This is a genomic window from Devosia nitrariae (assembly GCF_030160115.1).
Lineage (GTDB): Bacteria > Pseudomonadota > Alphaproteobacteria > Rhizobiales > Devosiaceae > Devosia > Devosia nitrariae.
In genome coordinates, this window is sequence record NZ_BSNS01000022.1 from 331,272 (window position 1) to 354,647 (window position 23,376).

Sequence of the window (23,376 nt, forward strand, 5' to 3'; positions counted from 1 at the left end):
CCCGGGCGGCATCTCTACGTTACCCGCTGCCGCGCCCGAGGAGCTGCGTTTCACTCCAGCGCCGCGAACCGTTCGACCAGATTCGTGGCACAGCAGGTCACCCGGCTGGATCACCGTTTCCGGACGCGCGTAAGTGAAATCTGGTGCGGGCCGCTTCACTCCGACGACAGGCGTTCCCTTGACGGTTGGAGACAGGGTTGGCGAAATTGCCGATCGGAACCGGGCATCAATCCGACAGCGCGAGCAGAGAGCTCTTAGTCTCTCCTTATGCACCGGGCAAACTTCCAATGACCCCCTAAGGCGCAACGGCGCCGTGCCAAACGGCCCCGAGACCGCGCTTCGGCTCGCAGTCCGTCAGAGCTGTCGGCCGGCTTGATTGCGGTTGGCTTACCAACCGCTACGTCTCGGAGCGACAGCACCACGGGGCGCGTCCGGTGGCAGACAGAGCATTTCTGGCCGGGCACCAACGCCGATTGGCGCAAACCACCCGATTCTGGCTGGTTCGCCTCTGTCGTCTCCCCGCCGTCTCTGTGACTAACCGCTGCACGAGCCCTCCCGGCGCTCGAGCAATCACGCGACCGGGCCGCCAGACGCGGCCGGAGGTCACGGGGACGATGCAATAAAGGCCCGCCTCGCGACCCCTGATGCGCCGCACCCACGCAACAGCATGAGTCACCGATATGTCTATCGCTCCTTCGCGAACCCTGTCCGCTTCTACGTTCATTGCCGCCTCCGGCTCTGGACGGCGCCTGCATCTTGCGGAAGCGCACGCGCTCCTCCGGCTCGCAACCCCGATCGCGCTGATCTCGATGGTCAACATGGGCATGAGCGTCACCGACACCATGATGGTCTCGGCGCTCTTCGGCACGGACGCGCTGGCTGCCGTTGCGGTCGGAAGCGACCTCTATTCGATCGTCTTTTATCTGTGTGCTGGCGTGCTTGCAGGTATCGCTCCCTTCTATACGGCCGCCGTCGCCAAGGCGGATGGGCCGGAGCGCGCTCGCCTCGAGCGTGCCGGATGGATGACGGCCGGCTTGCTTGCACTGTTCGCCGTCCCGCTGATCTGGCTGGCGCCTGCCTGGCTCGAAGCGTTCCGCATTGAGCAGAGCCTGCTGACAGATGGTCAGGGCTACACGCGCGCCATGGCGCTGACGCTCGTGCCCATGCTCGGCGTGATCCTCTATCGCACCATTCTGACCGCGGCCGAGAAGCCGAAAGTCTTCCTGAAGGTCACGCTCGCGATGCTGCCGCTCAACGCCATCGCGAACTACCTCTTCATGACTGGCGTCGGCCCCGTCCCCGAACTGGGCTCTACAGGCGCCGGCGTTTCGTCGCTGATCGTTGCCATGGCGAGCCTCGCCGTTCTTGTCGTCGTTGCTCGCCGCAGCGCGCGCGGCTCGGCTTCAGCCCCCCGAGGCAAAGCAGCGCCGGACTGGCGCGCAATGGCCGACGTGCTGCGCGTTGGCATCCCGATCGGAATCGCAACGGTCGCCGAACTCGGCATATTCCTCGGCGCAACACTCTACGCCGCCACGCTCGGAGCGGCCGATGTGGCCGCGCACACGCTGGCATTGCGCCTGGCGGGAGTGCTCTACGCCGTGCCGGTGGCCCTCCTGCAGGCGTCCATGGTGCGCATGGCGCGCGCGGAGAGCCTCGGGGATGCGCGCACCGGCGGAGTTCTCGTTACGACCAGCCTGACGCTTTCGGCCATTTTCGGAACGGCTATTTTCCTCATGCTCGCCGCCGGCGCCGAGCCCTTTGCCATGGCGTTCTTCGACGACAGCGCCGCGGGCGTGACCGCGATGCGACTTGCCGTCGTCCTGGTGATCCTGCTCGGCCTTATCGAGTTCATGGTCGGTCCGGGCTCCGCCGCGGCAGGACTGTTACGCGGGCGCAAAGACACCAGGGCGCCCATGATCTACGTGCTGGTCGGCCATTGGGCGATCGGCGCGCCGCTGGGCATCTATCTCTGCGAGGCGCAGGGATCGGGCGTCATCGGCATCTGGATCGGCCTCGCCGCTGGGACCTTGGTCACCACGTTCCTTTCGCTCGCTCGACTGCTCGCGTCGCGCAACTAGGACAGGACAACGGAAGGATAAACGCTATGCCAACGAGCACAAACCCCGCCCGATATGTCATCCGCCATGCCTGTCCAGCCGACGTTGTGGAGATCCGGGCGATGCAGGAACGCTCCATGGGTGTTCTCGGCGGCAACTTCTATTCGGCCAGCGAAATCACAGGCTTCATGAGGGAATTCGGAACCATGGACGATGCCATTGTCGATGAAGGGCACTTTTTCGTCGCCGAGGACGATCACGGCGCAATCATCGGCAGCGGCGGCTGGACGCGATTGCGTCCGAGCTATGCGAACGGGCTCGATGACGGTGCGCCGACGGCCGGATATCCGACCGTTCGCAGCGTATTCGTCGACCCTGCCGCCGTTCGCCGTGGCGTCGGGACAGCTGTCATGCACAGAGCCGAACGCGACGCCGCCACGAATGGTCATGACACCCTGCATCTGACGGCGACGCTCTCCGGCTTAGCCCTCTACCAAAGCCTCGGTTACCGGACACAAGAGGTCACGTCGCTTCGACTGCCCGATCGAGTGCGCTTCGCCTGCGTAAAGATGGAAAAGCGCCTGACGGAACTCGCGGTCGTCTGAGCCGCACCCGCGCAAGCGGCCGAGCGGACAAGACCCGATCATTCTCAAAGGACATTCAGATGGCAACCCACGATGAAACCGGTGTGGGCCGGCAAGCGAGCCCATTATTCACGCCCCGTGTGTCAGCCGGATTCCACGCCCTGCGCACCATATTGCGGTTCGCCCGCCGCAGGCTCGATGCCTGGTTCAGCTTGTCGGGTTTCGATGAGCAACTGATCTACGGCCTGGGCATCGACCCGCTCCCCCTGGCCGGGTCTCAGCACAGACATCGGACCGAGGCGCTCCTGCGTCTGGTGCGGATGCGCCGCTGTTCAACTGCTTCCCGAGGACGCTGGCTGACTCTGCTTCGCTTTCTGCGGGGCGTCCTGTCCCTGTAGCAAGGCATTGAGGGAGAGGGTAATGAGCGGCGTGTGCGGACACCGCGTCGAGACGGCTTCGCCCGAGCGCCCGATGCGCATGTTCGGAAGCGCTGCGACGGCGAGGACACCCAGCAAGACGCTGGCGTAGACAAAAAGCCCGCCCGGGCCGGCTGCCGTCATTGCAAGTCCGCCGACCAACGGTCCAACTGCCGTGCCAAGGTCGTTGAGCAGGAGCAGGCCGCGAGCGGCGCCGAGCATTTGTCCTTGTGACAGGCCATCGTTGGCAAAGGCCGCGCACAGCGAGTAGATCGGAATGCCAAGGCCGCCAAAAAGGGCACCAATGACCAACAGCACCGGCAGCGGCGCTTGTGTCGCCACGGCGAGGGCGATGGCAGCGGCCCCTGCTCCTATCGCCGCCGCGGCAATGACCATGTTGCGCGGCAGGCGGTCGGAGACCCAGCCGAGCGGCCATTGCAGAACGAGGGTGCCCCCAAGGACCGCGGCCATGAAGGCCGAGGTGCCGCCGACGTCCAAACCGATGCGCTGAGCGAAATTCGGCCCCATTCCCCAGAATGCGCCGATGGCAAGGCCTGCAAGAAAAACGCCGGCGGTTGCCAGCGGTGAAATCGCGAGTAGTTGGCGCAGCGAGAACGGCTCCTGCGCGACGTCCGCCGGCGGTCGGCTCGGCAACAGTGTGATCGGCACGACGGACGCGGTTATCAGGAGAGAGACCACGAGGAAGAGCACGATGCCATCCGGCGAGGCAACGTTGAGCAGCGCCTGCCCGAGCGCCCAGGCGCCCATGGAAACCACGCCGAAGATCGACAACAGCTGTCCACGCGTCGATTGCACTGCGTGGGCGTTGAGCCAGCTCTCGGTTGCGAGGATCATGCCGGCATAGGCAAGGCCGGTCACTGCGCGCAGAAGCGTCCAGGACCACGGGTCGATCGAGGCGAGGTGAAGGATCGCCGTCATCGACGCAACGGCGGCAAAACCGGCGAATGTGCGCACGTGCCCCACCGAGATGACCACCTGCGGCAGGAACCAAGCGCCGATCGCATAGCCGGCAAAATAGGCCGACATCATCGCCCCGATCGTCTCGTTTGCGAAACCTTCGTTGCCGGCCCGCACGACGAGCAGCGTCCCCAGTAGGCCGTTGCCGAGAAGAAGAAGGGCGACGCTCAGCAGCAAGGCAGCCACAGGCGCAAGGACGAGGCCGCGCTTGCAGGTCGTCACCACGGTCTCGATCGTGGACATCGGATACACTCCCGTTGGCCGGACCAGCTATTCGACAACGTATCGGTCGCGCTTTGGCCACCGCTGGCAGGTTTGAACATTCGCATAAGGGCGCGGACGCTGCATCGGTTCATAGTCTGACGTGCTTGGCGACGGATTGCAAAAGCGCACCGGATACCACCCTGAACGCCCCCCTCGCCGGCGTGACGGCCAGCACGGAGCCCGCGGCAAGCGCCATGTTCAGTCTGTTGGCAGAGTGTTCGCGTCCGGATAAGATGGCCTTGAGGGAAATGCGATGAGTGACGGGGTTACTCAGCACTACGGCAGTACCGGCATCGCTGAACGCGTTCTGGCTGCCGTCGCGGCGAGCGGCGCTGATCCTGGCCAATTGCGGCCCGAGATGCTGTTTCCCTACGACCAGCTTCATGCGCGCGAATTGAAAGCGACGGAAGAGCACGTCGCTTGGCTTGCTCCTCGTCCCGATGAGCATGTGCTTGACGTCGGTAGCGGCGTCGGCGGTCCCGCGCGCTTCGTCGCGGCAAAGACATCTGCCCGCGTTACGGGCATCGACCTGACACCGGATTTCGTTGCGGCCGCCAGGAGCTTCACGGAGCGATGCGGACTTGCCGATCGGGTGACGTTCGAAGTCGGAAACGCGCTCGACATGCCGTTCCCGGAGGCAACCTTCGATGCAGCCATCTGCCAGTACGTTGCCATGAACGTAGCCGGCAAGGAAGGACTGGCGCGCGAGATCGCGCGTGTCCTCAAGCCCGGTGGCCGGCTCCTCTGGAGTGAGGCAGTCGGCATCGAGGGGCGGGACCCGCCCTATCCGCTGCCCTGGGCGCGCTCGCCCGAGACGAACCATCTCACGACCGAGTCGGGTCTGCGCGAGGCACTGGAGCGCGCGGGCCTAACCATTCTCGAGTGGCGTGACGAGACGACGCTTCAGGTGGAGCATGCCCACGAAGCCCGGCGGGCCGGTCAGACACCATCGCCGGAACGGATGATGGCCAACCAGATCGTCATGGGTGACGATTTTCTCGATCGGCGACGCAACTATATCGCCGGGCTTGAGGCTGGCGCCCTCAAAGGCATCGCGATCCTGGCGCGGGCCTGAAGGCGTAGGATTAGCTCGCCTTCTTTCGCCGCCCCTCCGAACGTCGAACGCTTTGCGCGGGCGGCTTGACTTCGAGGCTTTCCTTGAGCGCCGTCATCAGGTCGACGACATTGGCGCCCGCCGACGCAGGCTCAGCCTGCTCTTGCCTTTCGGTCTTCGCCTTGCGCTTCTTCGGCAGCGCCTTGATCTTCTCCTCGAGCAGCGCGCGTAGCGCTGCCTCATAGTTATCCCGGTAGACCTTGGGATCGAACGCTGCGGTGCGCTGCTCGATCACCTGGGCGGCAACATCGATCAGGGTGCGGTCGGCCTTGGCCTCGCCGATCTGTCGGAAGAACTCCTGCGCCTGCCGGACCTCCTCCGCGTAATGCATGGTATTGAGCATCATGCCCTTGCCCGAGGCCTGGATGGCAACCAGGTACTCCCGCCCGCGCATGGAGAGCTGGCCGATGCCGGCCATCTCCTCTTCGCGCAGCGCATCGCGCACCACGCGGAAGGCGTCGTGAGCCAGCTCGTCGGCCGGGACTACGAAATAAGACTTGTCGAAATAGAGCGGATCGATGTCGCAGACCTTGCTGAACTGTACCAGATCGATGGTCTTCTTGGTTTCGAGACGCACCGCCTCGACCTCGTCCTCGCTGAGGAGCACGTACTGGCCTTTTTCGTATTCGAAGCCGCGCCAGATATCCTCGGGCTTCACCGGGCCGACGCCCTCGGCCACCTTCTGGTAGCGGATGCGCTCCCCCGACGGCGCATGGATCTGGTGAAAGCGCGTGCCGCCCTCGTTGAGGGCCGGATAGATCTGCACCATGAACGAGACGAGCGAGAGGCGCATCTGCCCCTGCCAGACCGGTCGTTGCTCCGCCATGACGCCTCCACTTGCTGAGGCCGATTCAACCCCGGCTAACGCCGATCGTTCCCAGGAACGAAATGCTTACCGCCGGGACCGGGCTGGTGCGACGCCCATTGGATGATGCCCTGCCCGACACAAAGCCGACGCAGAAGATGCGTGATGATCCCACTCGATGGCGAGGCAGGATAAAACTTGCTAAATTCTCAATGTTCTGAGAGAGATCCGACGTTCAAAAATGACCGGGCCCTATGACTTCGCCCGGACAACGATACCGGGGCGAGCCGATTTCCGGCTGAACCGCTCCGTGGGGCTTGGAGGCTCAATTGAAAACCATCTTTCTTGCCGCGGCTTCGGCCCTGGCGCTGACTGCGGCCGCACATGCGGCTGATGCCCTAATGGTGCAACCTGCCTACTCTGTGCCGGTCGAGACCCCGGCCTATTGGACCGGCTTTTATGCCGGTGTGTTCGGCGGCGTCACCAGCGGCGATTTCGACTACGACTTCGGCCCGTCCGGCGGACCCACCGTCATCGAGGCCGATATCAGCGGCGGCGGTGTCCTTGGCGGCGTTCAGATCGGTGCCGACTACCAGTTCAACAGCTTCGTGGTCGGTGCCGTCGCCGACGTCGCGATCACCAATCACGAAGCGGACGTCAGCGTGTCGTTGGGGCCGGACACGATCGAGGCATCCTCGACCCTCGAATATCTGGGAACTCTGCGCGCGCGTGCCGGCTTTGCCTATGAAGACCTGCTCGCCTATGTCCATGGCGGTCTCGCCTTCGGGCGCACCGACTCCAGCATCGAGTTCAATGGTGTGAGCCTTGTCGACACCGACGCCGTCGACCGGTTCGGTTTCGTCATCGGCGCGGGTGTCGAATACCAGGTTACCGACATGGTCTCGATCCAGACCGAGTACGCCTATACCGACCTCGGCGAGAAGGAGATCTACGACGACGGCTTCACCCAGGTCGACGAGTGGCTCGGCTTCCACACTGTCAAGGCCGGCATCAACTTCCGCTTCTAAAAGATTGCACTCCTGAAGAAGCGATCGGGGCTCCGTGTTCGGCACGGGGCCTCTTTTCATTGTTGGGTTTGTACCGTTTGGGGCGGTGGTGCAGTTCGCCAACGCCGTGCTCCGGAACCTCACAGCCGATCGCCGAGTTCGTGTTGCAGCAAAGGAGATCGCCATGCCCGATGATAAGACCGACCCCGGAGCCCAGGACCGCGCCCGCGTCGGCGGTGGCCAGGACTACGAAGTGCAGCACTTTGCCGACCGGTACGGACTATCCGTTGACGAAGCGCGCGAGATCATCCGGCAAGCAGGGCCGAGCCGCGAAAAGGCGGAAGAGCTCGCGCAAAGGCGGGTCGGCCGACCGCGCGAGGTTTAGAAACGGGCCGGTTCGCCGAGGCCAACGTGATCGCCGTGACCGACGGATAACGGACAGGGACACGGATCTACGGACCACGACTTTCTGGCCTCTAGATTATCGAACCACCATTACCCCGACGCTGCTTGGACCGCGATCCCGGTTGACCGCCTTCAGTTGCGTCCGTAGGGTGCCGTCATGGCAACAACTGCGTGATCCATAGGCGCGCCACTGGCGCGCACTCTCCGGCCTCGGCTGCGAACAGCGGCTCTTGCCGACCGTTTTGTGACGCATATTGTTGAAGGACTTCCCATTTGCCCACGGTTGTCGATGAGCGCATGCGTCAACTGCGCTCGGCCGATCTCGTCGCGGGCTTTTGGAAGAAGCTATAGAAGCCCATGAACCGATCATCGACGTTGTTTCTGACCTGCGGGTTGCCAGGCTCGGGCAAGACGACGCTGGCCAGGCAGCTTGAGCAAGAGGCCCCCGCTCTTCGCCTGACCGGCGACGAGTGGCTGCAAGAACTCTTCCCCAACATGTCCACCGCCGAAGCCGAGACAGGTCCGTTCCGGAGCAGGGTCGAGCGGCTGCAGTGGCTGACCGCTGTGCGCGCCCTTGAGCTTGGCTGCAATGTGGTCGTTGACTGGGGCGTCTGGGCAAGGGATGAGCGAGACGTCTTCCGCGTCGCGGCGCGCGAGGTTGGCGCGCGGGTTGTCCTATGTCTTCTCGACCCTCCAATTGATGAACTTTGGAGTCGAGTCTCGCGACGCAACGCGGATCGGCCTTTTGGCGCATTCGAGATGACGCGGGCTGATCTCGTCCGATGGTCCGAACTCTTCCAGCGCCCGACGGCCGATGAACTGGCCCTCTACGATGTGTGGGAAGCGTGGGATCACCCTCGACCGCAGCAGAGCGTATGAGGCTGGAACGGCCCCTTTCCTCACGCCTCCGCCGGCGCCGCCGTCGCGAACCTCTTGGCCTTCTCCAGCATTGCATTGCCCTGATGCTGAAAGCGACCAAGGTCGCCACCGACCACGCCAAGGCATTCCTGTCGAAATAGCACCAGACGTGATCAGCGATCTCGAAAGCGATGGTGGCAGGCGCTAACCGGCCTGCCGCTGCCGTTTTCGATCCGCCTTGCGTCATCCCGGCTTTTGTTCTAGGGGATGGCCCATCCACAGGGGTGCTCCGTACGGTCGGGGCTGAGATGAGGGCGGCATGCCTTCGGACCCTATAGCTGATCTGGGTAATACCAGCGGAGCGAGGCGGGCCCATGTTTTCTGGCGCACAGATTTCCCTTTATCCCATGGCCGACGATTTCGTCGGCGTCATCATGAGCGCACTTTCTGCGCTCGCCCCCTATCGCGAGAGGCTGCGCATCGAGACCGACGACGTTTCGACGCTCCTGGTCGGGCCGCCGGAGGTACTGTTCCCGGCCATGCGCGACCTCTTTTCAGCCGCGGCCGGAACCGGCGTCCATTGCGTGCTGTCGGCGGCGATCTCGCGGGGCTGCCCGGGTGAACCGGACGATGCCATCTGCCAGTCGACGCATTTCGAAGGGCCTTCTGCCCCGCTTGCCGAACGGCATGCCGACGCACTTGCGGCGGTGCGTGGCGCACCGGTCCTCGATGTCTTTTCCGTGGCACAGTTCTCGCTCTACGTGATGGGCAGCGGCAGCCACATGGACGAGATCTATGGCTGCATCGACTTCCTCAAACAGTCCGGCACGTTCGAAAAGTCGAAGCACTTCGCCACCAAGCTTTCCGGTGACACGGGCGTGCTGTTTGCAACCCTCGAGCAAGCCTTCTGCCGTTTCGGCCCGCCCGAAGGACATGTGACCATCGACCTGACGGCATCGGCCAACAGCCCCAGCGCCCGCTGAAACGCGCCTCGATCGGGCCGATCCATGTTTACACTGTTTACTCCTACGCGCCCATTGGCCCGCGCTTTGGCAAGTGCAGGCCCCGCCATGCTCTCAGTCACTGCGCTCTTCCTCGGCTGGGAAGCCTATGTGCAGCTTTCCGGCATCTCGCCCACCGCGCTGCCGGCGCCCTCGCGCATCCTCGTTCAGGGCATTGAGCAGCGCGAGGCCCTCGCCGAGCATAGCCTGGCAACGCTTCAGGCCACCACCTTCGGGTTTGCCTGTTCGCTGAGCGCAGCCTTTCTGTTTTCGGTGCTGGTCGATTTCTTCCGGCCGCTGCGGCGAGCCCTGTTTCCGGTCTTCATCATCACCCAGACGCTGCCGCTGGTGGCCATCGCACCGCTGATCGTTCTGTGGTTCGGCTTCGGTCTGACGCCCAAGATCGTGCTGGTAGCCCTGGTCACCTTCTTTCCGATGCTGGTGGCGCTGGCGCAGGGCTATGAAGCAACGGACCGGGATATCGAGGCGCTGCTCGCTTCAATGGGAGCGTCGCGGGTGCGGATATTCCTCTCGGCCCGGTTGCCGTCGGCCCTGCCCTATTTCTTCGCCGGCCTGCGCATCTCGATCACCTATGCGGTGGTGGGGGCAATCTTTGCCGAATATGCCGGAGCCGCGAAGGGTTTGGGGATCTATATCCTCAACGCCAAGAACAACTTCCGCCCCGACCTGGTGCTGGCCGCCGTCGGCGTCAGCGCTACGCTCACGCTCACGCTGTTCGGCGCGACCGTGCTGGTGCAGCGGGCGGCCATGCCCTGGGCCCGGCTCGCGGAGAGCAAGCCATGAGCACGCCGCGCCTTGAGCTCAGGCATGTGCGCAAGCGATTCGGCGATCTTGCCGTGTTGGCCGACATAAGCCTTTCGGTGCGGCCGGGCGAGTTCGTGTCCATCCTCGGCCCATCGGGGGCGGGCAAATCGACCGTGCTGCAATTGCTGACCGGGGCACTTGCGGGCGATGGCGGCGACATCCTGGTCGATGGTGCGCCATTGGCACCAGGCAGCCATCGCTTCGCCTTCATGCCGCAGCGCGATGCGCTGATGCCGTGGCGGCGGGTCATCGACAACACAACGCTGGGGCTCGAAGTCGAGGGCCTCTCGCGCAAGACAGCGCGGGCGCGGGTCGAACCGCTTTTCCTCGAGTTCGGGCTCTCCGGGTTCGAGTTCCATTACCCGGCGCAGCTTTCGGGCGGCATGCGCCAGCGCGCCGCCCTCTTACGCACGGTCGTACAGGAGCGGTCGATGCTGCTGCTCGACGAGCCGTTCGGAGCCCTCGACGCCCTCACCCGCAGAGAGATGCAGCACTGGCTGGCCGGCATGTGGACGCGCCATCGCTGGACCGTGCTGCTGATTACCCATGACGTGCGCGAGGCGGTGCTGCTGTCGGACCGCATCTATGTGCTCTCGGCCCGCCCGGCACGGATCGTGCGCCGGTTCGACGTACCGCTCGCCCATCCGCGGCCGAGCGCGGCTGCGCCGCAGGTCGCCGCCATCGAAGCCGACATCCTGAAAACCCTGTTTCATCCCGAGGAGTGAACCATGTCGCTTTCCCCCCACAGACTTCTGGCCTTGGGACTCGCTGCAATGCTAGCCGCCGGCCCGGCCATGGCGCAATCGACGCCCGTCACCATGGCGCTCGACTGGACGCCCAATACCAACCATATCGGCCTCTTCGTGGCGCAGGCGAAGGGCTTTTACGACGAGGCGGGGCTGGAGGTTGAGATCCTGCCCTATACGGACACCTCGGCCGGCACGCTCGTTGCCAACCATGTCGCCGATTTCGGCATCCTGGGATCGATCGGTCTCTTCACCCAGCGCACGGCTGGAGCCGATCTCGTCGCCGTCTATGCGCTGGTCCAGACCGAGACCGGGCGGCTGGTGTTCAATGCCGACCGCCAGGATATCCAGAGTCCCAAAGACCTCGACGGTAAGACCTATGCCGGGTTCGGCAGCGCCTGGGAAACTGCGCTGATCGGCACGATCATCCGAAACGACGGGGGCAAGGGCGACTTCGAGACGGTGACGCTCGGTACCTCGGCCTACGAGGCCCTCTACAATGGCGCAGTGGACTTTACTTTGGAGGTCTACACCTGGGAGGGGGTAAAGGCCGAACGCGATGGACGCGCGCAACGCGCCATCCGCTATGCCGATTTCGGCGTGCCCGACCAGCACACCAATTTCATCGGCACGAGCGAGGCTTATCTGGCCGAACATCCCGATGTCGCCCGGGCCTTCATCACCGCAACGCAGCAAGGCTATGCCTATGCGGTCGCCCACCCGGACGAGGCGACGGACATCCTGGTCGATGCCAATGATGATGCACTGCTCGACCGCGATTTCGTCCGCGCCTCGCTGCAGGCGCTGATCGACGGCCACTACCTTAAGGGCGAGGACGGCGCGGTCGGCGCCATCGATCCGGCCAAGATGGACGCAGTAGGCAGCTTTCTTTTCGAGACCGGCATCCTCAAGGACGGCAATGGCGCGGAGGTGACCGAGGAACCGGACTTTTCCGCGTACTACACCAATGCCTATCTGGATGCCCGATGACGTCGGTCTGAAAGTATTAGGCCGTCGCAGATGTTACTCGGCGGCGGCTTTGCCTGTCTCGGGTTCGGTGTAGAACAAGGCGCTGACCGACTTGCCGCTATTGATGCGGCTGATGGCTTCCGCCAGCGCCGGAGCAACCGAGATGACCGTAAGCTTGGGAACGCGCTTTGCGGCCGGAACAGGCACCGTATTGGTGCAGACGATCTCGACTATATCCGGCTCGGCCGCTAGCCGTTCGATGCTGTCTCGAGCAAAGATCCCATGCGTGGTTGCCACTCGCACGGAGCGCGCGCCGTGGTCGCGCAAGTGCTGCAGCAATTCGAGAATCGAGCCGCCGCTCGAGATCTCATCGTCGAGGACGATGACGTCGCGGTCCTGCACGTCGCCGATCAGGGCGGAGACCCTGACCTTGGTGTCGCTGATGCGCTCCTTGGCGCCGGCGGCGACCGGCAGCCCCAGGCGCTTGGCGAAATGAGCCGCATTCTTGGCATTGCCGAGATCGGGCGAGACGACTACTGCGCGACCGAGATCGTAGGATTGGAAGTGGGCTGCGAGCTCACTCAAGGCATGGAGCTGATCGACCGGCACACTGAAAAAGCCGTGGACCTGGGGCGAATGCAGCGTCATGGTCAGCACCCTGTCGGCGCCTGCCGTCGAAAGCAGGTCTGCAACGAGGCGCCCGCCGATGGAGATCCGCGGGGCGTCCTTCTTGTCGGAGCGGGCGTAGGAAAAATAAGGAATGACCGCCGTGATGCGCGACGCCGAGGCGCCGCGGGCGGCATTCAGCATTAGCAGCAACTCCATCAGATTGTCCTGCACCGGCGCGCTCAGCGGCTGGATCACGAACACATCCTGCTCGCGGCAATTGGCCTGCAGCTGCACCTCGAGGCAATCATTGGAGAAGCGCTTGAGCCGCGTCGGCAGCAGGTGCACGCCGAGCCTGGCGCAGATCTCCTCGGCAAGCTCCGGGTGGGCACTTCCAGAAAAGACAGCCAGCTCGTTCATGCAAACGTCCCTGTCATGGATGCGAGCCGCCTACCGCAATTCGCCGCGGCGGGCAACTGCGATCATGCGCCAATGTAGCCTAACGGCTCAGGAGCAACCGCCGTTCCTCCTCTGGCGACATGGGCGGGCCCGCGCCGATGCTGTCGAGGAAGGCATCGAGGGCCGCCAGCGAGGAGGCGGGCGCATAGCCGTCATCGGCCGGCGGCGCGTCGATGGCGATGGCAACCCGCCAGCTGTCCTCGCTGCGGCAAGCGACAGCGACGGTGGTGACCTCGCGATCGAGTTCGAACTCGCGGCAGAGGTTTTGGGCGGCGTCGGTGAAGGTTGCGATCGGCTGCAGGGTCGCGGCGCCGAGCTCTGCCTCGGCGCCCGACGGCACCGTCTCCAACTGGGCAACCAATGAGGGGGCCAGCGGTTCGCCGGCGGCGATGGAAAAGTCTTCGCCGGTGCGGGCGAAAAAATACCCGGCGGGTGCGGCGAGCACCACGGCGACCGAGGCGGCAATGGTGACCGGCTGCCAGGCGGGGCGAGAGTGCAGCCGCCGGAACGGGACGACCTTCACCGTCTCTGCCGCGGCAATCGTCGCTTCGACGCGGCGGCGCAGGCGATCGGGCACCGGGCGGTCGGCGAGCGGCCCATAGACGGCGCGCGCGGCCTCGCCGCCGGCGGCCAGGAGCTCCAGGCGTCGGGCCAGATCCGGGTCGGCCTCGATGGCGGCGGCAATGTCGGAGAAGCGTGGCTCCTCGATTGCGCCGTCGGCAAAGGCCATCAGTTCTTCATCGTCGAATGATCTGGCCATCCGTTCTCACAATACCTTTCCGGTTTCGGCGCCGATATCCTCGGCCACCCGCTTGCGGGCGCGCGCCAGCCGGCTCATCACCGTGCCGATCGGCAGGTCGAGCATCTCGGCCGCATCGCGATAACTGAGCCCCTCGACGCAGACGAGGAGCAGCACCTCGCGCTGTTCCTCCGGCAAGCGATCGATGGCTTCGGCCGCCCGGCGCAGCAGCATCCGCCGCTCCGGCACCGCCTCGCCCTCGACGGCCACAAGGTCGTCGCGTACAGTAACGTCGAGCTCTTCGCCGCGCGTACGCAATCGCCGCAGCCGATCGTACCAGAGGTTGCGCACGATCCTGAACATCCAGGCATCGAAGCGCATCTCGTCGTCGAGCGCCGCCGAGGCGAGTGCCCGCTCGCAGGCACCCTGTACCAACTCGTCGGCAACGTCGGACACCCGGCTCAGCGACAGGGCGTAGCGCCGCAGCCGCGGCAGCGCTTCGATCAGCAATGGTCCAATGGCGGTCGTCATGGGGCGTCACAGGTTCCTTGGCGCGATGACGCCGCACGGCGCCTCTTATTCCCCGCCAGCATAAATTTTGTCACGAAGGGAATGAATGTATCAATGCTGCGTCATCGGACGAACCCGATCAACCGCTTTGGAAAGGAGTGGCCGTGGCTAAGTTCGACCCATTGCGCCTCACCGTGCTCGCCTGCCTGATCTCCGCCCTGCCGCTGACCGGGCTCTTTTCCGTCGACGAGGCCGGCGTGCCCCCGCACGCGGCCTTCGCCGACGATGATGATGACGACGATGACGATGATGACGACGACGATGACTTTGGTGATGATGACGACGACGACAATGGCGGCTGGGACGACAGCTTGAGCAGACCCGTCCTTTCTGCCCCGGCCCCAACTGTGCGCGCGCCGCCACCACCACCCGCGGTCGAGGCCGCCAACGAAGTGGTGGTGCTCCATCTCGACGCCACAATCCGAGCCGAGCTTGAGCGGCTCGGCTACAATGCGCTGCGCAGCGAGGCAGAGGCGACCCTGCTGAGGGTGCCGCAAGGCATGAGCGTCGAGGCCGCAGCCGAAGCCGTGGCGGCGCTCTCGCCGGGACTGATCGCCGCGCCCAACAGCTACTACCGCAACCAGGCCGCCGACTGTGACGCAGCCATCTGCAAAAACTGGACGCAGGTTGCCTATCAGGTGCCCTCCGACGGGACCTGCGGCTTTGCGCCGGTGATCGGCATCGTCGACGCCGGTATCAATCTCGATCAGGAGATGCTGGCGGACGCCGACATAAGGCTCGAGCGGATCGGCGACGCTGACGCAGCCCCTGCCGAGCTCAAGCACGGTACCGCGGTGGTGGCGATGTTCGCCGGCGCTGCCGACAGCCGGGTGCCCGGCATGGTGCCGGGCGCGCGCCTGCATGTCGCCGATCCCTTCACCGGCAGCGGCGGCGACGACCGCGCTGATGCCTATGGCCTTTACCTCGCCATCACCTCGCTGCTTTCGGCCGAGGTGGAGGTGATCAATCTAAGCCTTGCCGGCCCCGCCAATGCGGTGGTCGAGGAGGCCGTCGCCACGGCTGTCGAGGCCGATGTGCCGCTCGTTGCAGCGGTCGGTAATGCCGGTCCGCGAGCCGAGCCGCTTTATCCGGCAGCCTACGACTCGGTCGTTGCCGTCACCGCCGTCGACGGCAACGGCAATGCCTACCGCCGCGCCGTCCAGGGCCTGCATGTCGACCTTGCGGCGCCCGGGGTCGACATCCCGACCGCCGCCTCCATCAGGGGCATACGGCCGCAGACCGGCACGTCGTTCGCAGCGCCGTTCGTGACGGTCGCACTGGCGGCGGCACGGGCACGGGCGCCGGAAGCGAGCGTTGCCGAGCTCCTCGATGCCGTGGCAGGCGCCAGCCTCGATCTCGGCGAGCCCGGGCGCGACGACGTCTTCGGCCATGGTCTGGTGCAGATCGGCAGCCCCTGCAAAGAGTGAGGGCGCATCCTGCGGAGGGACACGCCCTCACCACGCCCGTCGCAGCGAGAGGCTAACGTTGCGCGCGGGCGAACTTGCGGTACCAGCCGGTGGCAGCGAGCGTGTTGCGGTGGACCCGTTGCCGCTCCATGGCCTCGCCGGCATGTTCGGCCCGTACCGAAAGCTCGAGTTCGGTGCTTTGCCGGCGGAAGGGGATGACCTGCACCAGCGGCGTTCCCTTGGCGAGCTCGTAGAGACCATCCGGCGCGGTGGCAAAGAATGGGAAGTGCACCGGCGCGGTATAGGTGTCGGTATCGACGACGCCGGCGACCGGCTCGAACACCGGCTCTTTGCGGTTGAGCGGCGCAACGAAGAGGCAGCTCCAGCCGGGCGGGGTGCGGATCGACCAGTAGTTGTGGAACTTGCACGGTGGCCGTGGCGCGCTCGGGTGGCCAGCGACCTGGTGCTCGCCGTGGTTGGAGACCATGGCCTTGTCGAAATCCCAGCCGGCGGTGACAGTCTGGCCGTTGTCACGGATCTCGAGTCGGACGGTTGCCGCGAGCGGCAGGATGAAACCGGTGGTCATCGCATCGATGAACGGCATGCAGCGCTTGACGGTCAGTCCCGTATCGCCGGTGCCGTATTTGGATTTGTCGATCGCCGGGAGCTTGCGGAACCAGTCCGGCAGGTGCGTCTTGGCGGCGACCGGCGGAGCGATCACACCCTCGTCCTCCGGGGTGCACAGGAACTCTATCGTGCGGTTAGGGTTCATGAACATCGGACGGACCTCACATGTTATCGGCATTGCCGCGTGAGACGGCCGGCAGGCGGATCTATTCCATTCGCAGCGTGAAAAAATTTCGGGAATAGATGGGAGGCAGGCTCGTCCTTGACCCTGCGAGGCACATTCGCCCGCGCCAGTCGAAAGGACGTTCACATGGCCAAATCGATAACCATTTCAACGCTCGCGGTCGCCACGATCGTGTCCGTCGCGGCCCCGGCCCAGGCCGCGATCTCCGAAGCCCCGATGACCGCACCAAGGGTCGTGGATGCCGAGCGTGTCCAGGTCGCCGATGACGGCTATCGCCGTTATCCCAAGCGCAATTGGTGGTGGGAGAGCAATTCGAACTCGAACTCGAACTCCAATTCGAATTCTAACTCGAACTCCAATTCGAGCTCGAACTCTTCGTCCAATTCGAACTCAAATTCCAGTTCGAACTCGTCATCCAATTCAAGCTCGAATTCTTCGTCGAACTCCAGTTCCAACAGCTCGTCCAACTCGAGCTCGAACTCGAGTTCCAATTCTTCCTCGAACTCGTCCGACGACGACGATTGATGGAAAACGCCGGCCTCGGCCCGCTTGCGCCGGGGCGAAAACCTGCGACATCAGGGGCTCTCGCAGCTCCCGATGCCGCGGTGCAGGCCGATTGTTGATGGCCGCCACTACTCTGACGCTCTTTCAGCGCGTCGCCGGCAGATCCCGCGCCAGGCTCCATTCGCGGTAGCGGCGCCGGCCGTCCTCGAGGTGACGGCGCATCGCGAGGCGCGCCTCGTCCGGCCGTCGCTCAGCGATGGCAGTGAAGACGTGGCGATGCTCGGCTTCAATGGTTTCAAGGAAGGTCGACTTGCTCGCTTCGTCCTTGAAACTCGCGCCGAGCGCGCGGCGGGGAATGAGCCGCCCGCCCATCTCGTCGACAAACATCTGAAAGCGCCCGTTGTTGGTCGCATCGGCGATAGCCCGGTGGAACGCGCGGTCCGAGTCGGTGGCAAGACTGCTATCGGCCATATGGCGGTGGAACTGCGCCATCGCCTGCTCCATGCGTAAAAGGTTGGTCTCGGTGCGGCGCTCGGCCGCGAGCCCGGCCGCCTCGACCTCGACAGCGATGCGGAACTCCATGAAATCGAGGATATCGCCGATTTCCTGCGGCGCGGCCATGAACATCGACACGCGGCCCGTGACATCGCGCGCCTCGGCCACATAGACACCGCTGCCGCGGAGCGACCGCACCCGCCCTTCGGCTTTGAGACTGGCAATCGCTTCACGCACCACCGTACGGCTCACCGAAAACTTGCGGCACAACTGCTCGGCCGGAGGCAGCTTGTCACCGGGTACCAACCGTTCTGCCTCGATGAAACGGAGCAGGCCCAGCTTGACGCGATCGGTGAGGTGGAGTGAAGGGGCAGCGGCGGACATTGCGTGGGACGTTTTGGGATGCCGGAGGAAACGCCGGCATGGCGGCATCGGGGCCACGGGGCGGGGTGTTTGCGAAATCTATCATACTCCTTTGAAGCATTCATAGCCCCGACTCGCAGTTTCGCGCGCAGCTGGGCAAGTCGCCGTCTGGCACATCATTGATATCCGCAGCAACGGGTGCGGTTCGCAGCGCCCCCTGTCCACACGTAAGCTACTGAACGATAAGAGAAAAGAATTCCAGATCGAGAGGGTATCGCCCATCACAAACGTGGCGGTTCGGCCGCCACCATAGAAATCATACTTATCGATCGCCGCTCATCCATGAATCGCCCCTTCGAGGTACGTTACCGGCGATCAAAGAAGTATGATTGCTCGTTGACAAGCCAGCCGTTCGCCCACAGATTGCCTTTGAAGAGGCTGCAGAGGATTTTTGAAGAAGGGGTCTGATGGTTTGAGGGAACCGTCAAACCCTGGGGAACCACAATCGTCAGGAGGAGGACGAAACATGTACAAGGGGAAACTGACCCGCAGAGATGTTCTGCGGGGGAGTGCCGCGACGGGTGCGGGACTGCTTTTCGGGGCACACGGTCTGCCGGTGCTCGGCCAGGATGCCGCGCCCGAGCTGGACCTTCCGCAAGGTGCCGCCGGCAAGCTGACCGTCATCCACCGCACCGAATATTTTGAAGCTGCGCAGGCCGCCTTCCGCGACACGGTCACCAAGTTCGCGGCCGCCAACAACGCCGAGCTCGACATCTCGACCACTAATCCGGAATCCTTCGGGGATTTCCTCGGCAAGATGTCCGCCGCGGTCAGAGCCGGCAACCCACCGGACTTCGCCTATACCAGCAACGTCTCGATCCCGCAGATGCATCTGCTCGACCTCCTGGAGGACGTGACCGACGTCGTCGAGGAGGCCGTTGCAAAGTACGGCAACATCATGCCAGGCCTCAATGCCGCCAGGACCGGCCAGTTCGACGGCGTGTGGAAGGCGGTGCCCTTCATCGGCACGACGACCGGCTTTTTCTTCAGGGGCGATAAGCTGAGGGAAGCGGGCATCGATCCGGCAAACCTCAAGACGTTCGACGATCGTCGCGAGGCGGCTCTCGCCATTTCCGGGCCCGACTTCTATGGCTGGGGCCTGACGCCCAACCAGAGCGGTGACGGCTTCGGCTATCTGACGCTTCTCATCCAGGCCTTCGGCGGACATTTCACCGACGAGACCGGACAGATCGTGCAGTTCGATACGCCCGAGACCGTGGCTGCGGTCGAGTGGCTGAGGGAAACCTACGACCGCAACGGCAAATATGCCGCCATGCTGCCGCCGGGCGTCGAGAGTTGGACCGACACCAGCAACAACGAAGCGTTCCTCGCGGGACAGATCGGCTACACGCACAACGCCTTCAGCGTCTATGCGCAGGCCAAGCGCGACGACAATCCGGTCTATCCCGACATCGTGTTGCTGAACGCGCCCACCGCCAACAACGGCGACAGCCGCGACGGCGGCAATGTCGGCGGCTGGTTGACGATCTTCAAGGGGTCCAAGAACGTGGACCTCGCCAAGCAGCTGGCGCTAGACCTGCTCGATCCCGTGAACTTCACGCCCATGTCGGAGCTGGGCGGCGTGCTGTTTACGCCGGCCTATGCGGATCTCTGGACCGATCAGCTCTTGGCGAGCGACCCGAACCTGGCCACCATCAAGGAGCAGGTCAGTGTCGAAGATCCGTTCCTGGGGCAGTCGTGGCCGGCCGATCCAAATGCCGGCGTCGACGCTATCCGCGCCCAGGGGGTGGTCGAGCAGATGGTCGCCAACGTCATCGCGGGCCGTATGCAGCCCGCCGACGCCGTGCGGGATGCGCACCAGAAGATGGTCGATATCTTCGAAGAAGGCGGCATCATGCAGCCCTAGACGGGTTCGGATGGAGAGGGTGGCGCAAGTGACCCTCTCCATCGATGTCATGTCCTCCGCAGCCTGGATCTGACGCTTGGCGTCGGAATGCGTGCTGCTTTGCTGCTGGCCCGGAGCGCCGTGCGCTCAAGGCAAACAGGAGACTTGCCCTTGGACAACCGCATATCGCTCGACCGACCCGTGGTGAAAAAGGGGGCGACGCCGACCTCGATCCGGCTCAGGGCCATGCTTGGCCGCGACTGGAAGATTGCAGCTCTGTTCGTGCTGCCGGTGGTGTTGCTGATGGCCGGGCTGATCTTCTGGCCGTTCATCAACGCCATCCTGATGAGCACGACAACGTTCAGTTTCGTGACCGGCGAAACGGTCGGTGTCGGCCTCAGAAACTATGAGCGCCTGTTCACCAACAGCGACTACCTGCTCTCGCTGCAGAACACGATCAACTTCACCATCTGGTCGTTGGCCATCAAGTTCGTGGCCGGCATGACGATCGCGTTGATCCTGCACAGCAGGCTGCCTTATCGCAACCTGCTGTCGGCCATCATGCTGCTGCCCTGGATCGTGCCCGAGGTCGTCACGGCCCTGGCCTGGAAGAGCATCTATGACCCGCTTTTCGGCGGCCTCAACCCGATCCTTCAGGGCCTCGGAGTGATCGACCGGCCGCTCGGCTGGCTCTCGGACCCCAACATGGCGCTCGGCAGCGTCATTGCCGTCAACGTTTGGAAGGGCATCCCTTTCTATACCCTCTTGCTCCTTGCCGGCCTCAAGGCCATCGACAACGAGCTGTTCGAGGCGGCCGAGGTCGACGGCGCCAGTGCCGTGCAGCGGTTCCGCTACGTGACGCTACCAGGAATGCGCTACGTCATCCTCGTCGTGCTGCTCCTGTCGTTCATTTCGACCTTCAACCAGTTCGGCCTCATCTTCCTGATGACCGGCGGCGGTCCGGGCGGCGCCACCCGTCTTTACTCCATCCTCGCCTATGAGAAGGCGATCGGCTCGTTGCAGTATGGCCCTGGAAGCGCCATTGCGCTGAGCGTCGCCCCGCTGATGGCGTTCCTCATTTACCTGCTCGCCAAGTTCATGCGGCACGATGACCGCGCGTCGATCAACAAAGCCCCGGGGATTGGCACCCGCATCGGCAAACTATTCGGGCGAGCCTTCAGCCTCATCCTCGATATCGTCTTCTGGCCCTTCGAGATGATCAATCGTGGCCTCGAGGCCACTGCGCGTGCGATCCGCCGGCGGGTGACGGGCTCGCCCGTACTTCCGGTGCTCGAGCCCAGGCAGCGCGAGAAGGCGGGGATTGGCGTGAGGCTCCTGATCCTTCTGCCGATCATGGTGTTCGTGCTGTTCCCGTTCTACTGGGTCGTCATCACCTCGTTCAAAACCACCCCCCAGATCAGCCAGCGCAGTTCCATCTTCTGGCCTGATCCGGCAACACTCGGGCAATATCAGGCCCTGATCACGCAGTCGCCTTTCCTTGTCTGGCTCGGCAATTCGCTGCTGGTGGCCGCGGTCAGCACGTTGGTTTCGGTGGTGGTCGCGGCCCTCGCCGCCTACGCCTTGTCACGGCTCAAGTTCGTCGGGGCGGGGCTCCTGACCACCGCGATCCTCATCACCTATCTCCTACCCGGGACGCTGATCTTTATCCCGCTCTACCAGACGCTGAGCGATCTGGGCCTCATCAACAGCTATGGCGCGTTGATGGTCACCTATCCGACGTTCCTGGTGCCGTTCGCAACCTGGGTGCTGATAGGCTATTTCCGCTCGATCCCCGTGGAGCTCGAGGAGGCGGCGATGATCGACGGGGCAAGTCGGTTCTACGCCTTCTGGCGCATCACGCTGCCGCTCGCCGCCCCGGCGCTGCTGGCGGTCGCGCTCTTTGCCTTCACCAATGCCTGGAACGAGTTCCTTTTCGCCTTCGTCTTCATCAACAGCGAGTCCCTGCGAACGCTCCCCATCGGCCTCCAATCGATGGTCGTCGGCGACATCCTGCCCTGGGGTCAGTTGATGGCGGCTTCGCTGCTGACGGCGGTTCCGGTGGCCCTGCTCTACATGTATGCGCAGCGCTTCCTCGTCGGCGGCCTGACGGTCGGCGCGGTCAAGGGCTGACGGCGAGCGATGGTGAGTTCGTCTTCGTCACCGCGTGTCGTCAGCATGCGCGTCGTGCCCGTCGCCGGACACGACAGCATGCTGCTTAACCTCAGCGGTGCGCACGCGCCGTTCTTTACCCGTAACGTCGTCATCTTGACCGACAGCCACGGTCACACCGGTCTTGGTGAGGTGCCGGGTGGCGAGGCCATCACCCGCACTCTCGAGGATGCAAGGTCTTTGGTCGAGGGGCACGAGATCGCCTCCTACCGGTCCCTGCTGAGACAGGTCGGTTCGACATACGCCGCGCGCGACACCGCCGGCCGGGGCCAGCAGACTTACGACGAGCGCGTCACCATCCACGCGGTCGCCGCGCTCCAGTGTGCCCTGCTCGATCTGATGGGGCAGTTCCTCGGCGTGCCGATGGCCGAGCTTTTAGGCGATGGCCAGTGCCGCAAGCACGTCCCGATGCTCGGCTATTTGTTCTTTGTCGGCGACCGCACCCGCACGCCGCTCGGCTACCGCTCGCCGGCACCGGAGGCCAAGGGCTGGATGCGCGTGCGCGATGAGCCTACGCTCGACGCGCACGCCATCGTGCGGCAGGCCGAGGCGGCAGCCGAGCACTACGGCTTTGCCGACTTCAAGCTCAAGGGCGGCGTGCTCGACGGTCGCGGGGAGATCGAGGCGATCGCTGCCCTCGCGGAGCGGTTCCCCGAAGCACGGCTGACGATCGATCCGAACGGAGCCTGGTCGCTTGAAGAGGCGATTGCGCTTTGCCGCGAGATCAAGCCGATCCTCGCTTATGCGGAGGACCCGTGCGGAACTGAGGCCGGCTATTCCGGACGCGAGGTGCTGGCCGAGTTCCGCCGCGCCACCGGCATAAAAGTCGCCACCAACATGATCGCCACCGACTGGCGCCAGATGGCCCACGCCGTTCAGCTCGGTGCCGTCGACATCGTGCTGGCGGATCCGCACTTCTGGACGCCGCAGGGCTCGGTTGAAGTGGCCCAGCTTTGCGAGCGGTGGGGCCTCACGTGGGGTTCGCACTCGAACAACCATTTCGACATTTCGCTCGCCATGTTCACCCAGGTGGGCGCCGCCGCGCCGGGGGCGATCACTGCGCTCGACACCCACTGGATCTGGCAGGACGGGCAGCGCCTGACGGTGGAGCCGCCGGTGATCCGCAACGGGCAGGTTGCAGTCCCGGAGAAGCCTGGGCTTGGCGTCGAACTCGATGAAGAGGCGCTTGAACAGGCACACGCCCTTTACTGCTCGCTGCCGGCTGGCGGCCGCAACGATGCCGCCGCCATGCAACACCTGATCGAGGGCTGGCGCTTCGATGCCAAGCGCCCTGCCCTGGTGCGCTGAAGATGCGAATC

The 23,376-nt window shown here is 64.3% G+C and carries 23 protein-coding genes and 1 riboswitch; of the genes, 14 read left to right on the forward strand and 9 right to left on the reverse strand.

Annotated elements, in window-relative coordinates; genetic code table 11:
- The first annotated feature begins 680 nt into the window (after positions 1-680).
- Together QQK18_RS21245 and QQK18_RS21250 are read left to right on the forward strand one after the other, a co-directional pair.
- Positions 681-2,078, forward strand: coding sequence for an MATE family efflux transporter (locus QQK18_RS21245; protein WP_284342370.1), 1,398 nt, complete (start codon positions 681-683; stop codon positions 2,076-2,078).
- A 116-nt stretch (positions 2,079-2,194) separates the two neighbouring features.
- Positions 2,195-2,662: a GNAT family N-acetyltransferase gene (locus QQK18_RS21250; RefSeq protein WP_284342371.1), complete on the forward strand. Its 468-nt coding sequence runs from the start codon at positions 2,195-2,197 to the stop codon at positions 2,660-2,662.
- Between the two features lie 122 nt (positions 2,663-2,784).
- Here QQK18_RS21250 and QQK18_RS21255 read toward each other — a convergent pair whose 3' ends face one another.
- Both QQK18_RS21255 and QQK18_RS21260 read right to left on the reverse strand, forming a co-directional pair.
- Positions 2,785-2,931, reverse strand: a complete 147-nt coding sequence (locus tag QQK18_RS21255; protein ID WP_284342372.1) for a hypothetical protein — start codon at positions 2,929-2,931, stop codon at positions 2,785-2,787.
- Between the two features lie 42 nt (positions 2,932-2,973).
- Positions 2,974-4,278 (reverse strand): MFS transporter, encoded by a 1,305-nt coding sequence (locus QQK18_RS21260; RefSeq protein ID WP_284342373.1) that lies wholly within the window; start codon positions 4,276-4,278, stop codon positions 2,974-2,976.
- 274 nt (positions 4,279-4,552) lie between these two features.
- Between QQK18_RS21260 and QQK18_RS21265 the strand changes: the two genes are divergently transcribed.
- Positions 4,553-5,374, forward strand: a complete 822-nt coding sequence (locus QQK18_RS21265) for a class I SAM-dependent methyltransferase (protein WP_284342374.1) — start codon at positions 4,553-4,555, stop codon at positions 5,372-5,374.
- Between the two features lie 10 nt (positions 5,375-5,384).
- Here QQK18_RS21265 and ku read toward each other — a convergent pair whose 3' ends face one another.
- Positions 5,385-6,239 carry a non-homologous end joining protein Ku gene (gene ku, locus QQK18_RS21270; protein ID WP_284342375.1) on the reverse strand — a complete coding sequence of 285 codons (855 nt, stop codon included), beginning with the start codon at positions 6,237-6,239 and terminating at the stop codon, positions 5,385-5,387.
- Between the two features lie 308 nt (positions 6,240-6,547).
- Here ku and QQK18_RS21275 point away from each other — a divergent pair, with 308 nt between their 5' ends.
- The 7 genes from QQK18_RS21275 (at position 6,548) to QQK18_RS21305 (ending at position 12,050) form a co-directional block, all read left to right on the forward strand.
- Complete coding sequence (locus QQK18_RS21275; RefSeq protein ID WP_284342376.1) at positions 6,548-7,246, forward strand: outer membrane protein; 699 nt, start codon at positions 6,548-6,550, stop codon at positions 7,244-7,246.
- Between the two features lie 163 nt (positions 7,247-7,409).
- Positions 7,410-7,610: a DUF3606 domain-containing protein gene (locus QQK18_RS21280; protein WP_284342377.1), complete on the forward strand. Its 201-nt coding sequence runs from the start codon at positions 7,410-7,412 to the stop codon at positions 7,608-7,610.
- Positions 7,611-7,987: 377 nt separating this feature from the next.
- On the forward strand, positions 7,988-8,509 hold the full coding sequence (locus tag QQK18_RS21285) for a P-loop nucleotide/nucleoside kinase family protein (RefSeq protein ID WP_284342378.1): 522 nt from the start codon (positions 7,988-7,990) through the stop codon (positions 8,507-8,509).
- A 249-nt stretch (positions 8,510-8,758) separates the two neighbouring features.
- A riboswitch (TPP riboswitch) is annotated at positions 8,759-8,871 on the forward strand.
- Positions 8,863-9,471: a YkoF family thiamine/hydroxymethylpyrimidine-binding protein gene (locus QQK18_RS21290; RefSeq protein WP_284342379.1), complete on the forward strand. Its 609-nt coding sequence runs from the start codon at positions 8,863-8,865 to the stop codon at positions 9,469-9,471. It overlaps the preceding riboswitch by 9 nt.
- A gap of 87 nt (positions 9,472-9,558) precedes the next feature.
- Positions 9,559-10,293 (forward strand): ABC transporter permease, encoded by a 735-nt coding sequence (locus QQK18_RS21295; protein ID WP_284342380.1) that lies wholly within the window; start codon positions 9,559-9,561, stop codon positions 10,291-10,293.
- Positions 10,290-11,039 (forward strand): ABC transporter ATP-binding protein, encoded by a 750-nt coding sequence (locus QQK18_RS21300; RefSeq protein WP_284342381.1) that lies wholly within the window; start codon positions 10,290-10,292, stop codon positions 11,037-11,039. The genes QQK18_RS21295 and QQK18_RS21300 overlap by 4 nt, the downstream gene beginning before the upstream one ends.
- Positions 11,040-11,042: 3 nt before the next feature.
- The gene (locus QQK18_RS21305; RefSeq protein ID WP_284342382.1) at positions 11,043-12,050 is read left to right on the forward strand and encodes an ABC transporter substrate-binding protein; all 1,008 of its coding nucleotides are present in this window, start codon (positions 11,043-11,045) and stop codon (positions 12,048-12,050) included.
- A gap of 33 nt (positions 12,051-12,083) precedes the next feature.
- Here the strand turns inward: QQK18_RS21305 and QQK18_RS21310 are convergent, their stop codons facing one another.
- From QQK18_RS21310 to QQK18_RS21320, 3 genes are all read right to left on the reverse strand, one after another.
- Entirely contained in the window at positions 12,084-13,055 is a 972-nt protein-coding gene (locus QQK18_RS21310; RefSeq protein WP_284342383.1) for a ribose-phosphate diphosphokinase, read from the reverse strand.
- 79 nt (positions 13,056-13,134) lie between these two features.
- Positions 13,135-13,854, reverse strand: coding sequence for an anti-sigma factor family protein (locus QQK18_RS21315; RefSeq protein ID WP_284342384.1), 720 nt, complete (start codon positions 13,852-13,854; stop codon positions 13,135-13,137).
- A 6-nt stretch (positions 13,855-13,860) separates the two neighbouring features.
- The gene (locus QQK18_RS21320) at positions 13,861-14,364 is read right to left on the reverse strand and encodes an RNA polymerase sigma factor (RefSeq protein WP_284342385.1); all 504 of its coding nucleotides are present in this window, start codon (positions 14,362-14,364) and stop codon (positions 13,861-13,863) included.
- Between the two features lie 143 nt (positions 14,365-14,507).
- On the opposite strand from QQK18_RS21320, the gene QQK18_RS21325 reads away from it, so the two are divergent.
- A complete protein-coding gene (locus QQK18_RS21325; RefSeq protein ID WP_284342386.1) occupies positions 14,508-15,830 on the forward strand; it encodes a S8 family serine peptidase in 1,323 nt (440 codons plus the stop codon).
- A 52-nt stretch (positions 15,831-15,882) separates the two neighbouring features.
- Here the strand turns inward: QQK18_RS21325 and QQK18_RS21330 are convergent, their stop codons facing one another.
- From QQK18_RS21330 to QQK18_RS21340, 3 genes are all read right to left on the reverse strand, one after another.
- Positions 15,883-16,587, reverse strand: coding sequence for a DUF6065 family protein (locus tag QQK18_RS21330; RefSeq protein ID WP_284342387.1), 705 nt, complete (start codon positions 16,585-16,587; stop codon positions 15,883-15,885).
- A gap of 311 nt (positions 16,588-16,898) precedes the next feature.
- Positions 16,899-17,111 carry a hypothetical protein gene (locus tag QQK18_RS21335; RefSeq protein ID WP_284342388.1) on the reverse strand — a complete coding sequence of 71 codons (213 nt, stop codon included), beginning with the start codon at positions 17,109-17,111 and terminating at the stop codon, positions 16,899-16,901.
- A gap of 157 nt (positions 17,112-17,268) precedes the next feature.
- Positions 17,269-18,003, reverse strand: coding sequence for a FadR/GntR family transcriptional regulator (locus QQK18_RS21340; protein ID WP_284342389.1), 735 nt, complete (start codon positions 18,001-18,003; stop codon positions 17,269-17,271).
- Between the two features lie 505 nt (positions 18,004-18,508).
- On the opposite strand from QQK18_RS21340, the gene QQK18_RS21345 reads away from it, so the two are divergent.
- From QQK18_RS21345 to QQK18_RS21355, 3 genes are all read left to right on the forward strand, one after another.
- Positions 18,509-19,909 (forward strand): ABC transporter substrate-binding protein, encoded by a 1,401-nt coding sequence (locus QQK18_RS21345; RefSeq protein ID WP_284342390.1) that lies wholly within the window; start codon positions 18,509-18,511, stop codon positions 19,907-19,909.
- Between the two features lie 150 nt (positions 19,910-20,059).
- Positions 20,060-22,018, forward strand: a complete 1,959-nt coding sequence (locus QQK18_RS21350; RefSeq protein ID WP_284342391.1) for an ABC transporter permease — start codon at positions 20,060-20,062, stop codon at positions 22,016-22,018.
- A gap of 9 nt (positions 22,019-22,027) precedes the next feature.
- Positions 22,028-23,365, forward strand: a complete 1,338-nt coding sequence (locus QQK18_RS21355) for an enolase C-terminal domain-like protein (RefSeq protein ID WP_379993863.1) — start codon at positions 22,028-22,030, stop codon at positions 23,363-23,365.
- The last annotated feature ends 11 nt before the right edge of the window (positions 23,366-23,376 follow it).